At 33.0% G+C, this 12,820-nt stretch carries 26 protein-coding genes; 6 read left to right on the top strand and 20 right to left on the bottom strand.

Annotated features, from left to right (window positions below; genetic code table 11):
* Nucleotides 1-2 precede the first annotated feature (2 nt).
* The 10 genes from F3I00_RS03330 to F3I00_RS03285 form a co-directional block, all read right to left on the bottom strand.
* On the bottom strand, nt 3-203 hold the full coding sequence (locus tag F3I00_RS03330; protein ID WP_020807557.1) for a hypothetical protein: 201 nt from the start codon (nt 201-203) through the stop codon (nt 3-5).
* On the bottom strand, nt 200-466 hold the full coding sequence (locus F3I00_RS03325; protein ID WP_020807558.1) for a hypothetical protein: 267 nt from the start codon (nt 464-466) through the stop codon (nt 200-202). Before F3I00_RS03325 ends, F3I00_RS03330 begins: the two co-directional genes overlap by 4 nt.
* Nucleotides 463-936: a helix-turn-helix domain-containing protein gene (locus tag F3I00_RS03320; protein ID WP_126327871.1), complete on the bottom strand. Its 474-nt coding sequence runs from the start codon at nt 934-936 to the stop codon at nt 463-465. Before F3I00_RS03320 ends, F3I00_RS03325 begins: the two co-directional genes overlap by 4 nt.
* Before the next feature lie 153 nt (nt 937-1,089).
* On the bottom strand, nt 1,090-1,422 hold the full coding sequence (locus F3I00_RS03315; RefSeq protein WP_020807561.1) for a hypothetical protein: 333 nt from the start codon (nt 1,420-1,422) through the stop codon (nt 1,090-1,092).
* Between the two features lie 25 nt (nt 1,423-1,447).
* Nucleotides 1,448-1,798, bottom strand: a complete 351-nt coding sequence (locus tag F3I00_RS03310; RefSeq protein WP_232001033.1) for a hypothetical protein — start codon at nt 1,796-1,798, stop codon at nt 1,448-1,450.
* Entirely contained in the window at nt 1,795-2,532 is a 738-nt protein-coding gene (locus tag F3I00_RS03305) for a hypothetical protein (RefSeq protein ID WP_020807563.1), read from the bottom strand. The genes F3I00_RS03310 and F3I00_RS03305 overlap by 4 nt, the downstream gene beginning before the upstream one ends.
* Before the next feature lie 5 nt (nt 2,533-2,537).
* A complete protein-coding gene (locus F3I00_RS03300) occupies nt 2,538-2,735 on the bottom strand; it encodes a hypothetical protein (protein WP_020807564.1) in 198 nt (65 codons plus the stop codon).
* A gap of 191 nt (nt 2,736-2,926) precedes the next feature.
* Nucleotides 2,927-3,178: a hypothetical protein gene (locus tag F3I00_RS03295; protein ID WP_020807565.1), complete on the bottom strand. Its 252-nt coding sequence runs from the start codon at nt 3,176-3,178 to the stop codon at nt 2,927-2,929.
* Between the two features lie 129 nt (nt 3,179-3,307).
* Complete coding sequence (locus tag F3I00_RS03290; RefSeq protein WP_020807566.1) at nt 3,308-3,628, bottom strand: hypothetical protein; 321 nt, start codon at nt 3,626-3,628, stop codon at nt 3,308-3,310.
* Nucleotides 3,629-3,663: 35 nt separating this feature from the next.
* On the bottom strand, nt 3,664-3,891 hold the full coding sequence (locus F3I00_RS03285; RefSeq protein WP_020807567.1) for a hypothetical protein: 228 nt from the start codon (nt 3,889-3,891) through the stop codon (nt 3,664-3,666).
* A 60-nt stretch (nt 3,892-3,951) separates the two neighbouring features.
* Here F3I00_RS03285 and F3I00_RS03280 point away from each other — a divergent pair, with 60 nt between their 5' ends.
* The gene (locus tag F3I00_RS03280) at nt 3,952-4,398 is read left to right on the top strand and encodes a hypothetical protein (RefSeq protein WP_020807568.1); all 447 of its coding nucleotides are present in this window, start codon (nt 3,952-3,954) and stop codon (nt 4,396-4,398) included.
* A 126-nt stretch (nt 4,399-4,524) separates the two neighbouring features.
* Here the strand turns inward: F3I00_RS03280 and F3I00_RS03275 are convergent, their stop codons facing one another.
* Both F3I00_RS03275 and F3I00_RS03270 read right to left on the bottom strand, forming a co-directional pair.
* Entirely contained in the window at nt 4,525-4,806 is a 282-nt protein-coding gene (locus F3I00_RS03275; RefSeq protein WP_020807569.1) for a hypothetical protein, read from the bottom strand.
* Between the two features lie 56 nt (nt 4,807-4,862).
* Entirely contained in the window at nt 4,863-5,072 is a 210-nt protein-coding gene (locus F3I00_RS03270; RefSeq protein WP_020807570.1) for a helix-turn-helix transcriptional regulator, read from the bottom strand.
* A 94-nt stretch (nt 5,073-5,166) separates the two neighbouring features.
* Here F3I00_RS03270 and F3I00_RS03265 point away from each other — a divergent pair, with 94 nt between their 5' ends.
* A complete protein-coding gene (locus tag F3I00_RS03265; RefSeq protein WP_020807571.1) occupies nt 5,167-5,415 on the top strand; it encodes a hypothetical protein in 249 nt (82 codons plus the stop codon).
* On the opposite strand, the gene F3I00_RS03260 is transcribed toward F3I00_RS03265, so the two are convergent.
* Genes F3I00_RS03260 through F3I00_RS03250 form a run of 3 tightly spaced genes read right to left on the bottom strand, consistent with a single transcriptional unit; the run spans nt 5,412 to nt 6,568 of the window.
* On the bottom strand, nt 5,412-5,594 hold the full coding sequence (locus tag F3I00_RS03260) for a hypothetical protein (RefSeq protein ID WP_020807572.1): 183 nt from the start codon (nt 5,592-5,594) through the stop codon (nt 5,412-5,414). The two genes, F3I00_RS03265 and F3I00_RS03260, sit on opposite strands and share 4 nt — an antisense overlap.
* A complete protein-coding gene (locus F3I00_RS03255; RefSeq protein WP_020807573.1) occupies nt 5,595-5,816 on the bottom strand; it encodes a hypothetical protein in 222 nt (73 codons plus the stop codon).
* A 26-nt stretch (nt 5,817-5,842) separates the two neighbouring features.
* Nucleotides 5,843-6,568, bottom strand: coding sequence for an ORF6C domain-containing protein (locus F3I00_RS03250; protein ID WP_020807574.1), 726 nt, complete (start codon nt 6,566-6,568; stop codon nt 5,843-5,845).
* 59 nt (nt 6,569-6,627) lie between these two features.
* On the opposite strand from F3I00_RS03250, the gene F3I00_RS03245 reads away from it, so the two are divergent.
* Complete coding sequence (locus F3I00_RS03245; RefSeq protein ID WP_157957776.1) at nt 6,628-6,783, top strand: hypothetical protein; 156 nt, start codon at nt 6,628-6,630, stop codon at nt 6,781-6,783.
* 21 nt (nt 6,784-6,804) lie between these two features.
* Here the strand turns inward: F3I00_RS03245 and F3I00_RS03240 are convergent, their stop codons facing one another.
* The 3 genes from F3I00_RS03240 to F3I00_RS03230 all read right to left on the bottom strand — a co-directional run bounded on the left by F3I00_RS03240 (nt 6,805) and on the right by F3I00_RS03230 (nt 8,138).
* Nucleotides 6,805-6,969 carry a hypothetical protein gene (locus F3I00_RS03240; protein ID WP_155271673.1) on the bottom strand — a complete coding sequence of 55 codons (165 nt, stop codon included), beginning with the start codon at nt 6,967-6,969 and terminating at the stop codon, nt 6,805-6,807.
* Between the two features lie 126 nt (nt 6,970-7,095).
* Nucleotides 7,096-7,893, bottom strand: a complete 798-nt coding sequence (locus F3I00_RS03235) for an ORF6N domain-containing protein (RefSeq protein WP_020807575.1) — start codon at nt 7,891-7,893, stop codon at nt 7,096-7,098.
* Nucleotides 7,893-8,138 (bottom strand): helix-turn-helix transcriptional regulator, encoded by a 246-nt coding sequence (locus F3I00_RS03230; protein ID WP_113533036.1) that lies wholly within the window; start codon nt 8,136-8,138, stop codon nt 7,893-7,895. Before F3I00_RS03230 ends, F3I00_RS03235 begins: the two co-directional genes overlap by 1 nt.
* Before the next feature lie 185 nt (nt 8,139-8,323).
* On the opposite strand from F3I00_RS03230, the gene F3I00_RS03225 reads away from it, so the two are divergent.
* Together F3I00_RS03225 and F3I00_RS03220 are read left to right on the top strand one after the other, a co-directional pair.
* Nucleotides 8,324-9,004 carry a LexA family transcriptional regulator gene (locus F3I00_RS03225; protein WP_020807577.1) on the top strand — a complete coding sequence of 227 codons (681 nt, stop codon included), beginning with the start codon at nt 8,324-8,326 and terminating at the stop codon, nt 9,002-9,004.
* A gap of 17 nt (nt 9,005-9,021) precedes the next feature.
* Nucleotides 9,022-9,717 (top strand): DUF4145 domain-containing protein, encoded by a 696-nt coding sequence (locus F3I00_RS03220; protein ID WP_003653470.1) that lies wholly within the window; start codon nt 9,022-9,024, stop codon nt 9,715-9,717.
* Here F3I00_RS03220 and F3I00_RS03215 read toward each other — a convergent pair.
* Together F3I00_RS03215 and F3I00_RS03210 are read right to left on the bottom strand one after the other, a co-directional pair.
* A complete protein-coding gene (locus tag F3I00_RS03215; RefSeq protein WP_003653471.1) occupies nt 9,699-9,929 on the bottom strand; it encodes a hypothetical protein in 231 nt (76 codons plus the stop codon). The two genes, F3I00_RS03220 and F3I00_RS03215, sit on opposite strands and share 19 nt — an antisense overlap.
* An 818-nt stretch (nt 9,930-10,747) precedes the next feature.
* Nucleotides 10,748-10,936 carry a hypothetical protein gene (locus F3I00_RS03210; protein ID WP_020807578.1) on the bottom strand — a complete coding sequence of 63 codons (189 nt, stop codon included), beginning with the start codon at nt 10,934-10,936 and terminating at the stop codon, nt 10,748-10,750.
* A gap of 537 nt (nt 10,937-11,473) precedes the next feature.
* On the opposite strand from F3I00_RS03210, the gene F3I00_RS03205 reads away from it, so the two are divergent.
* Complete coding sequence (locus F3I00_RS03205; protein WP_003653473.1) at nt 11,474-12,454, top strand: Abi family protein; 981 nt, start codon at nt 11,474-11,476, stop codon at nt 12,452-12,454.
* The last annotated feature ends 366 nt before the right edge of the window (nt 12,455-12,820 follow it).

The following is a 12,820-nucleotide window of genomic DNA, read 5'->3' as shown; positions in this document are numbered from 1 at the left end:
ATTTAGTTCTCCAATCTGTAAAAAATATAAATTAAATATCTTTTCGAATAATCATCGCAAGGTTTAACCTTATAGCCATCTATTTCTTTTGGTAAAGGCTCATTAGGCTTAATTTGATGCACCATATTAAGTAACTGTTTTTGACTTAGTTTAATTTTAGGATCATAGCCTTCTACAAAGGCAACTGCACTGCAAAGCATCATTCAATCACCAGCTTTGCGTTTACCTTTTCAAAGTGAAAGCCACGGTCAATTAAAATATCAATTACTGAAGACGGTGTATCTGCAAATAGAACGTGCTCAGTACCCGCATTTGCACCTAAGTTGGTCAATCCATATCCATCTTCTTGACTAATATGTGTAATAATCGCATATTTTTTATTTTCGACATCTTCCCAAAAACAAACTACATCACCAACTTGCCAGTCATTAGCTTGCTTTTTTCCTCGCTTATCTATTACTTTCATTGCTTATCGTCAACTGCCTCTCTAATCACGTCATCATCCCCAATAGTCAAAGCTTCCATATAATTTTTAATTTCAGCAATTTGCTTCTTTGATGGTCTTTTATGCCCATTTTCAAAATCTGATATTAGATGATCGCAACAATGTATAAGATCCCCAACATCTTTCTGAGTAAATCCTTTAGATTTTCTCCATTTAATTTCTTCTTTCATAAAGTTGCTAATTTGAAATCTGGCAGGCTTTTTCCTACAAATTGGGCATTTAGCTCCAGCTTTTTGATTAAGAAGAATATCTGGTGTTCTAAGAAAAGTATGTTTACATTTTTCAGAAAATATTTTAATGGGGTGTTTCATATCTTTATATTCACCAATTCTTTTACAATTATGAGATTCAAGAAATTTATCAACTCTATTACACCCATAATCATGATTTCTAAATTTAGAAGTACAAGGACAGTGAGAATTTTTATACATAACCTCTCCTGCAATTGGTGCCCATTCTTTTCCACATTTAGTATGATAAAAAATAACTCGTTGCGTGCTACCTTTATATTCTGATGATCTAAACTAAGATCTTCCTGATCTTCTTTAGGTAAACCCTCACGCTTTTCTTTTCTCCATGCAAACTTAAGCTCTACCATGTTCTGACCTTTCATAAAACTTATAAGTACTGTATCTTACAACATAGCCTAGATTAATTGCTCCGCCATTTTCTTGATCAAGCCAGCGTTTATTTCGTTGCAGTGCATCATAAATATCGTCAACTGTAAATTCTGGTGTCTTATATGTTTGGCCACTCATAAAATATAAGACAACTCCCACTTTGTAAGAATCATTCTTTCGATATGATGAGTTTAATGGCCTGTTAACTAGTTCCTTAGAAAGCTTATTAATATCCAAATTACTGTTTAAATTATCTTTTTTGCTGTACTCATAGTTTTTAAAATTGTATCTTCCCATTTTTTCTTCTTGCCTTTCTTAATTTCTATTTATTGTGGGATGCTAATTTTTTGGCTACCTCTTTTAAAATTTCAATGCAATCATCCCTGTTGTATGCAGCTGCAAATTCTTGCGTATCAAAGCCAACGTAGATATGATGTTCATCATCTAATAGATATCCAGCAAATGTAGGGCATCCTGGAAACGAAGTAAAAGGATCAACTCCATAAAAATAATCCTGATCTCCCACTCCAGCATGTCTCAACCAATCCTTAGGATCATCTTTCTTTAATTCGATGTATCCTGCAAAGTATGGACCTATATCCTCATACGCTAACTGTTTAACAACTATTCGACGTCCATACCATGATTTGCTATAAATGTATTTATCCATCATGCACTCTCTTCTTTCACATCTGGTAAATTCTTGATACAGTTCAGCAAATAGCCTTGCGGATATTGTTCACTGTTAACTACTGTTTTCTCAGCAATTTCTTTTAATAATCTTGGATCTTTACCATGTACTGCTTTAATTAACCTACTGTATTCATTCTCAGAAAAAATAATTGGTTCTCTGTGCCACAATTCAGCAGTATTATTTAAATGATTGATTAATATATCAATTAGATTTTTATCTCTCTCCCTCTCTTCTTTAGAGAGAGATTTAGTAAAGTTCTTTATTTTGTTAGGTGAGTATTTAGTTTGGTTAGTATTTAGTAGTCCTGGATTTTCCTGTTTAGGTTCAGCCTGTTTAGGCTTAGCCTGTATTGGTTTTTCCACTTTAGGCTTTTTCTTTCTTTTTTCGCATTTCTTTTGATAATATTCACTCCATTCTTTTTTTGGAGTTTCTGATAAAAGCCACTTGCTTCCTTTAAGCTGTCCTTTTTCATTTCTAACTCGACCTCTACATAAATAACCATTTTCTTCTAAGTGACGTAATGCAGAATTTACTCCATCTATTCCGTCCTTCTGATGCTTTGCTACTTCTCTTGCATAGAAATCCCAATCGTCAGGCTTTGACCACAAATATTCAAGCATTCCCTTATCTGCTAAATACAACCCGCTATCATTTATAGAAGTATTTCCAATAACGGTATAATTCTTGTCGTAGACCTTTTTAATCCGTACCATCTTGTTCACCGCCTGATAGTGCACATGCTATAATCAATATGGTTTTTATTTTTTAACAGTCCATCACTAATTACCGTTAGCGATGGGCTTTTTTCTAGCTCTTTTTCAAATAGCACTGTATATCTATCTTTTTGAATTGGTTGTTTTAGTTGATAAACATTAGAGTTTAAAACTAACTTATGCATCGTTTTAATACTAAGCATTTCATCCCTCCTATATGTTCGGCATGATTACGCAATAGAAGAGAATCACGAAAATTACTAATGCTGAAAAGATTCCAGTGAACATGAAGATATCACTTTCTCTTGTACTCAAATTTGTTTCGAAGAAATCATTAACCTTCTTGTTAAACCATTTTGAAATTAAAATATCTGTTTTATACATTTTTAAACTCCTAAACTAACCCAAACTGCTCATCATAGATTTGTTGTGACTTCCAATCTAGAAACTCTTCAAACCTCTTAGCCTTAACATGACATCTTCGTTGGCTCTCCATTACAATTGCATCTTTATATGGAGAAACTAAGCACTCCTCGCGTCTTCTTCGCCACGTTGAGTATGACCAGCTATACTTCTTTTCAACTTCCTTAGGCGTTAAAATATCGTCCATTTTAGACACATCTTTTATTGCACCTTTTATAGACATCTCTGCTCACCTACCTTTGCAACTCCATAAGTTCAGCAACTAACTTGCTAACTAATTCTGGAGACTGTTCTTTTTTCATTACTTTTAATGTGTAATCACGTAATGCATTGATAAATTCTTCGTCCATTTTTATTTACCTCTATTTTTCTTAAATTCAGATGTCATTTGCTCAAAGATAAATCTAGCCGGCGGTATATCATATTTAGTTAAACTTTTAATCCAACTACAACCAGTGACGAATCTAATTGCTCCATAAATTTGATCGTGCAACGTTTGATATCCAGCACCATAACCATCTTTATTTTCATGGCACCAAGCATCAATCTCTTTGCTCAACTTGATCCATTCTTTGCTATATACTGGTTTTTTGACAGTAAATTGTTTATCTCGCTTTTGAAGTTCATATACTTCATTAGCAATTCGTTTAATATCTTCTTCTGATAAATTCATATCTGGATACCTCTTTTATTACCTCCGATTGTGATTTATTTATCTTCAATTTCAGCTGCTATTTGACCGCTACCATAAACTTTAATTTTATTCGGCGGCTCTTTTTCTAAATTACCTAAAACAGTAAGTACATTTGATAAGCTTGAAATCGTACTAATATAAATTCCATAATTCTTCCTGCTACCAGTCATTGCAGCAATGTTAGCAGTATGTTCTATCGTTTTTAGTATTTCTTTATCTATGCTAATTTTCTTTTCCTCCATCCCTACTCATCTCGTTTTCTGCTATAATTTCAATAGAATTAATAAGGAGTACATAGTTAAATGAACTGGGCATTAATTAGTCAAATTGGTAGCATCATTGTTGCTGTAGTAGCCTCTGTTGTTACTTTTCTGAATAATCGAAGCAATAACAAAACTGTTAAAGAATTAGAATTGACCAAGCAAAAGTTTGCGCAAGAAAATGAAAAACTTAAGAGAAATCAAGCTATGCAAGATTTCAAAAATAATTTAATTTCTAATTTTCTAGGCGATTTAGCTTCTTGCCTTAACCAATTTGGTGACATAAACAATCTAAGACAAGCGCAAAAATCAGCTGGTCAAGTATTACCAATTTGTAATTCAGAAGAGAAAAAATTAGTTAACGATACTTTGTCAAAAATCGCTAAAGCTGGTGAATATGGGGCTGATCAAAACGATTTTGATACAGCTAATGAATCTGTTCTTGCTACCTTGAAAGCATTTAACTATGACTTAAAGAAGCAACAATAATTGTTGTAATTATGAGAATTAAGATTACTGACACTACATTCAATGTGGTGTTTTTTGTTTTTTCATAACTCATCAAAGTTACAATTATTAATCCAAATACCCACATTGCTACTACAGCTAGTTCAATCATTCTTTACTTTCCTTTTTGTCCAAAAATTCTTGATTGGGTAAAATCCCAGCATTTTTAAAGAATTCATCATACTGTTCTTTAGTCATTGGTTTCCTAACCGATGGCTTTTCTTCTCGAAAATTAATTAGTTCAGCACTAATCTGTTGATCGTACGCTTCACATAACTTTTCAATTGTAGAAATGTAGAAACTTTTTGCTTGAAAATTATGTGAAACTTTTATTTTGCTTATATTTTTTTCGATTAAGTTTAAAATCGAAATGTCATCTTTTTCTTCCATTTACTCTTCCTCATCCCTCAAAAACTTATTAATAAAGTATTGCTGACCTTTGTCGGTTACTTTTCTTTGTCTCTTAAATCATCAAGAGAAACATTCAAAGCATCAGCAATTTTGCATACATTTTTAAAACTCGGATCAACACCGTCAGGATTCGAATAATTCTTTTTATAATTGCGTAATGTGTTCTCGTTAACTCCGCTTTCCTTAGCTAAACGATATATTGACATATGTTTTTCTTTTAAGATTTTTTCAATTTTGTTCCACATATTTTGTGCCTCGCACTTATGTTCCCACAATATACTGTGTTATAATATTTTTAGTTGCCCATTGATGATCTGAAAATAAGGAGATGATTTACTCGTGAAAGACATTGTTTTTACTCTTGAATTTGATGACATTTATTCAAATGAACGTGCTAATAAGTATTTGCAAAAGGGTTGGAAGCTTCTTCATGTAGGTACTAAATTAGTAAATTCAGGTGAACCAGCTGACTACGAAACAAGCTATGTAGTCGGTGCTAATGCTGAACAATATGCTGAGTATCAAAAAGAACAAGAGAAAACTAAAAATGCTGGACAAAACGTAAAAGATTGGCTTAATAACAACTAAATCTTTTTGTCAAGCAAATAATTCAAAAGTACTTGGTTTGCACAATCAAGTGCTTTTTTTGCATCTTCATAATTAAGATCATGGCTTCTTAAAACAGCAATGATTTCTTTAGCTATTGGAATTTGTTTAAGCGTTTCAGTTGCTTCAATAGGCTTAGATGTCACTGTGTATCTTTTCATTTACTCTTCCTCCTCATCAAGATAAATGTCACTCAAACCAAGTAAGTCACATACATTAGCCAACAATTCATAATTAGATTCTTGAAGATCCTTTACTTCAAACTTTCGTTCTCCAGTCTTTACCCCTGAATCAATAATTGTTGAAACTTTGCCAAAGGTTGTACCAGGGTTATTCAAAGCAACTAATTCTTTAAGTGCATCTTTAACATTTTCGTAGTTCATCATTATTTCTCCAATTCTTACATCGCTTATAGACCTAAATCAGTCTGTGCATTCATTCGTTGAATATCTTGTTGTAGCGGATATGATGGATACCAATTACTGATGAAATTAATTGCTCTATCAAAGTCTTTCTTTGATAAATCCTCATATCTTGAAATTACAAACGAATCTTTGAAATCATGCTCTAACTGACGAAAAACTTTGCGTCTTTTATTTTTATCTTTGTAAAAATTGCTCTTCTTACCACCGCAAACTTCTACCGATTTTCTATCTCTTGCTTTTCGCAGTTTAAATCGTTGGTTTAAGTCAATTTCAGACGTATTTTTAATAAAATCAACATCTTTTTCTACGTTAGTCATTCGCTCGTCCAAATGAATGGTAGCTTCCATTGCTAGTTTCAAACGTTCTTCTGGTGTTTGCGGTAATTGATATGATCCATTCTTTCGAATAGCTGGAAGAACTTCGCTTGTTACCCAGTGCTTAAACTTCTTAGCATTTGGAAGTTTGCTACTTAAGATGAGACTGTACATCCCTGATTCGTTAATAATTTGAATATTTTGATTTCCCCCAGGGGTCATCATTTTAGTGACCCCTTTATCTTCATCATCTACATGTTGACTAATTGCATTAGCCGCCTTTGCATATCCAAGAATGGTTGCCACATCTTTCCCTACAAAATATGGTTCATCATTAATTTTTAAAGTTCTAACTTCTTTCCCTTCAAACTTAAATAATTGAAGATTATTTACCATAATAAGCATTCCTTTCTATGAGATATAATTAATTCATCCTGTAAATGGAGGTGAATTTTATGACAGATGAACAAATCGCTCATGATATAACTGTTGCCTTGGCTGTAGCAAGTGCTCAAAAGAAAAATACTTCTAATACTTCGTTGTCTGCGGTAACTGAGTATTTTAGAATTTATAAGCGTGTTTTAAGCCAGGTGAAATCATCTAATCATTAATCTTGACTAGTCAAAACTAGATTATTTTCTAGTTTTGGCTTTTTTTAATGCTAGTGAATAATTTTCCTTTGCTTCTAGCATTGAAATAAGTGCATCTTTAATGTCGTAATCAAATTCATCTTTTTGAATTAATTTAGATGCTAATTGATCAATCACGGCATTAATTTCAATCATTGTTTCATCCATATCGAACACTCCTTCCTGCTTATTTATCTTTACGTGACAGATAGAACAAGTATTGTGTAGTTGTACCAGGACTATTCAAAGCAACTAATTCTTTAAGTGCATCTTTAACATTTTCGTAGTTCATAATTATTCCTCCAATTCCTTCTTAATTGCTTCTCTGCCTTCTTCAAAGTAGAGCCACTGTGGAACTTCTTTATCTGAATATTGTGACTTACTGTTTGCCCAGCGACCATATTTGTTTTGACCAGGCTGTTCAGCTTTTAAGCCAAGACGATTAGCAATTTTCCCAACTGCTTGAGCTTTAATTCCACATTCATTAGCAATATCAGTAGCCGTATAGGTCTTCTTCTCCATTACTGGAATTGTCATCTCTCCAGTAATTAAGCTTGCTGCTTTTGCCAATAACATTTCCTTAGAAGAATCGGACTTAGTGTGCATTGCAATTTTGTAAAGAATATTGGCTTTTCTAGTAGCTGAATTATCTTTCATAATTGCTAAACGCTCTTGATTAACAATCGCTGGCTTATTTTCCTTAACTGCTACTCGCATGTTGAAGTAGTTATCTACTAATTCGTCATAAATTTCCCAAGCTTTATCGTCGTCTAGGATTTTTAAAAGCTTGGCATATCCACGCTCAGATAAGAGATAGATGTTCTTAGCACGATTCCAAGCATTTTGGGTAAATCCAATTTCGTTATGGTTTTGAGCCATAACGGATTTCAGGTCAATAATATCGACACCGTCTTTAAACCACTTACGATTGTTATTGATTCTTCTATTGATTTCTCCAACTGGCTGATTATGAATTCTAGCAGTGTCTTTTGCTAAAATTGCTTTCTTACCTGGTCCAAATCCACCCTCAATTCCAGTGAATGTAATCTTACCGATATGTTTTGTACCTAGAACTTTCAATTGATTATTCATTACTTTCTCTCTTTCTTCATTCTACTAATAAAGTCGTATTTTTTGCCAAAAAAAAGCAAATCAGGAGTTATTCCATATAACTTAGCTAATCTATGTGCTTCTATATATGACAATCTAGTGCTATCCTTTTCCCAACCTGCAAGTGTTGTCGACTTTAGTCCTAGTGCATTCGCAGCTTGAGCCTGTGTATATCCTGCATTTATTCGAGCCGCTTCGAGCGTAAGTTTCACATCTTTTTGACTCATATATTTCCTCCTCTCGTTCAAGTTCGATTTTATATTATACTAGTTTATTAGTAATGCCAACTAATAAACTAGTATTTTTGTATAAAAATGAACACAACTACGGAATTTCTATTATAATATAGGCATAAACTCAATTAATCTTAAAAGTTTAGTTTTAAGATCAGTTAGAGAAAGGAGGCTAAATAATGCCGAGAAATAAATTATCAGCTTTCGAACAAGCCGCTCGAAAGTTAATATCTGCTAATTTAAAAGAATATATGCATGGAATGACACAATCTGAATTAGCCAGAAAAGCTGGTATACCTCTTACAACGTTATCCGGTTATCTTCGAGAAAAATCTACTCCTAATGCTGGAAACTTGGAAAAACTCGCTTTAGCATTAAATGTTAAAAAAAGTGATATAGATCCAAGATATTCTTTTGAACTAGATTCAGAACCTACTCCCTCCAATTCTATCGACACATCAGGGATGCATTACGTTCGAGTTCCTATTATAGGAACAATCGCATGCGGTGAACCTATCTTGGCCGAACAGAACATTGAGGGCTACACTTATGAATTATTTGAAGAAGAACCGAAAAAAGATGAACTTTTTGCACTAAGATGCCAAGGTGATTCGATGGAACCACTTATTCCAGACGGTGCTCTTGTTCTTATCCATAAGCAACCTACTGTTGAAGACGATGAAATTGCTGCCGTTCAAGTTGACGATGACACCAGAGCTACCTTAAAGAAGGTTAAGCACGTCGGCAAAGATGTATTTCTCTATCCTATCAACACAACAAAATACGACCCGATCATCTTAAACGAAGATAATCCAGGCCGTATCTTAGGTAAAGCTATTCATGTTGGGTTTGATATGTAAAATTATAGGAGATTTTTATGCAATATAGAATTTATCAGATTGATCAACAAATTCCTAATTATCGTCGTACTAAATTTTTAATTCCAGATATATGTCCTAATTGCGGAAAAATTAATAATCCTCAATCCTCTATTGAAGGACACACTCATTACAGTGGCTTTAAAATTATTTACATGCGTCATCACTGTCCTAGTTGTCAAAAAGACCATTGGTCAATTCAAAAAGTATTTCCAGATAGTGATGATTCTGATCCCCAATTGCTTACGTATACTCCATCTAGCAGCTTAAGACAGTTTGAAAAACGAATAAGTGATTTTTCACCACGTTTTGTCGATATGTATCATCAAGCAGAACAAGCTGAAAATAACGGAAATATAGAACTTGCTGGTATTGGATATCGTGCAGCTGAAGAAATACTAATTAAGGACTTTGCAGTTAAATTTTCAAGTGACGATGTTGAAAAAGTAAGTAAATATACATTAAATAGTGCAATTGGTCATTACTTTAAAGATTCTGACGCTTTAGGTGTATCAGCCGATGTCGTAAGAATTAATGGAAATGATTATGCGCATTGGAATCGACCACAAAATTTTGATACTAATCAGAAACTGCAAGAGCTGAAGGCTTATTTGGATATATTCATTAGTCAAATAAATGTTAAATTAATGATTAAAAATCCACCCGTAAGCAGAAATCACAAATCAAATAAATGAGATCCATTTTCATCCCAATAAGAATTGATTTCTCTTACTGGATCATCTGGTGTTCCTAATCCGACTCGATAAGTAACTTTTATCACTTTTTGAACATTCAAGTCTATTACTTTATTTTGCTGTAATTCTTTCGCTATTCTTAATTGACGTTTCAAGTCTACATTTTTCGAAAGTAATTCAGATATTTTAGGTGTAGTACTTTTATTAATCATTTTCTCACCTCAAGACTAATTATATCAGGTGGCACTGTTAAAATGATGAAATTGCAACTATTCAGACTGACGATGACTAGTAAAACCAAGTAATTATTGTTGAAAACCAATATTTTTATGTTTACCATTAGGATATAGCTGAAATGCCTGTAAAGTACACGGGTCGTTAAAACACCTCATGGTAGATATTCCATGAGGTGTTTTTCGTATATAAAATAAGAAACAGGCATCCCTTAAGCACAAAGCTCTTAGGGCGCCCGCTCTCTTCATGTTATGTCACTCTCCTGAGTTTAACACAGCAAGCTGTGCCTGTGTCACTCGGAGGTGACAAACATGAACCAAATAATCATTACATTAATCATCTTACTTCTTTTGATTCATGAAATCAATAAGTGATGAACTAATGAAATTATACATTTCCAAATAACTTGAATAGAAGGAAAGAATATGTAATAATATAGGTACTTGGAGATTAAGCTCCTTAAACATTTTTACGTGGGATATAGTCCCTTTAGCCTTCTATTCTAATTGAATAGAGGGCTTTTTTTATTACAAAAAGGCTCTCTAATATGAATTCTCTAACCAAAATAAAAACCGCCCTATCCTATAAACACAAAATACGACCCGATCATCTTAAACGAAGATAATCCAGGCCGTATTCTGGGTAAAGCTATTCACGTTGGGTTTGATATGTAGTAAAAGGTACTATGGATAAATATAAATTTTTAAAACAAATTTATGATAAAGAAAAAGTTGGCAATGCTTCTATAACTATTATTGCAGCAGTAGCAGAAAGTTATATAAAAAATAAACTTGGATTAAATTAGCTTTATTTCACAACCATCAACTAACATGTATATATTTGTTGGTTTGTGTCCCAACTGCTTTTCTGCCTTTTTTAAACCAAGTTCACTAATAGCACCTCGCCAATTAGTGTTTCCATTATCAGAAGTAAAGAGCAATCTATTATTGCCATCCTCTTTTGTAAAATATATTGTCTCTTTCATGTTGTTCACCTCAAGAAAATTATATCAGGTGACACTGTTAAAATGATGAAATTGCTGCCGTTCAAGTTGACGATGACATAGGAAAACCAAGTAATTATTATTGAAAATTTATGTTTTTATATTTATCATTAGGATATAGCTAAAATGCCTGTAAAGTACACAGGTCGTTAAAACACCTCATGGTAGATATTCCATGAGGTGTTTTTCGTATATAAAATAAAAAGCAAGCATCCCTAAAAAGCATTACTACCTTATTGATACATATTTATCTGCAAAATAAAAGCCGCCCTTTCGGACGGTCATGGAGAATGAAAATGAAAAGAAAAATTATTTTCTTTTTAGACTATTAGGAAATTGTATAAAAAGAATACAATTCAACTTACTAGTTACAAAAATGTATAAAAAAATACATTTTTGATTGACACATTGCCCTTTTACCTGATAAGATTTAGTTAATCAATTTAAGTGACCGCTGTGCGGTCGTACCAAAAAGGACATGTGTTTTGATACATGTCCTTTTTGTGTTGGAGAATTAAAATGAATACCAAACCTTTTTTAACTATTGATAAACAAATAGAATTACTAGAACAACGTGGTCTGTTATTTCAAAATAAAGAAGCAGCCAAAAAAGATTTATTGAGTTACGGCTATTATGAAATTATTAATGGCTATAAAGATTGTTTTTTAGCTAATCCATTAGATTCAGAAGACAAATTCAAGGCTGGAATTACTTTTGAACATATTTTTCAATTATTTACTTTAGATAGAAAAATAAGATCTGAGGTTATGTCTGCTATCGAAATTTTTGAAGCTAACCTAAGACAAGCATTAGCATATACAGTAGCAGAACAAATATCTGAAGACCAAACAATATATTTAAACCGAAAAAATTACGTTACAGGTAAAAAGCAATACAATAAATCCCTTCATAAAATGGTTTATCCTATTGATGCTCTGCTAAGTATTCTAAAAGGTATTACGCATGCTAAGTCTGAACCATATAGCCACTACCGAAATGATCACCATAACATTCCACCTTGGATAATTGTTAAGAAACTTAACTTTGGAAATTTAATTTGGTGGTACAGACTTCTTAAAACTCCACAAAAAAGAAGTGTAACTTCTCGTATGACAGGATTAGATGAGGCATTGTTACAGCAGATTAATGCTTTTGAACAAGGATATGTTAACTTGCTATCTTTATACTTAGACTATAGAAACACATCAGCACATGGTGGACGAATCTATAATCATTTTTCTAAAAAGCATGCAATTCCATATAATCCTATAATCCATGGTCTTCTTAAAATTTCACCAGCTGATTATAGAAATGGTAAAGGTCAAAGTCGTCTAGGTACATTAATTAATACATTAGAATTTTCACAAGATCGAACCGCATACAATGAGCTAAGTGGTGGTATTAGTTTTTACATTAAAAGATATCTTGAACTTTATCCTGATGAAAAAGAGTTTATTTGTAATCAAGCAGAACTCAATGCTGATTTTTTAAGTAAATAAATTAAACTTAGTCTAAACGGCTGGCGACTATAAAAGCTGAAATAACATCCCTAGAAGTTAAAAGCTCTTAGGGCGCCCGCTCTTTCATGTTATGTCACTCTCCTGAGTTTAGCACAGCAAGCTGTGCCCATGTCACTCGGAGGTGACAAACATGAACCAAACAATCATTACATTAATCATCTTACTTCTTTTGATTCACGAAAATCAACAAGAGATAATCTGAATCTGACCGCGGGCGCCCTAGCTGCGCGCTCGTTCCGATCGCGCAGCTTAATAATAAAAAAGACTCGCAAGATATTAATTATCTTACAAGCCTAGCCCAAAATTGGGCACACGTGATCCTAACTCATATTCTAGCAGAATTTT

The organism is Lactobacillus sp. JM1, assembly GCF_009834385.1.
Taxonomy (GTDB): domain Bacteria; phylum Bacillota; class Bacilli; order Lactobacillales; family Lactobacillaceae; genus Lactobacillus; species Lactobacillus paragasseri.
This window is presented reverse-complemented; position numbering and strand designations above follow the sequence as displayed.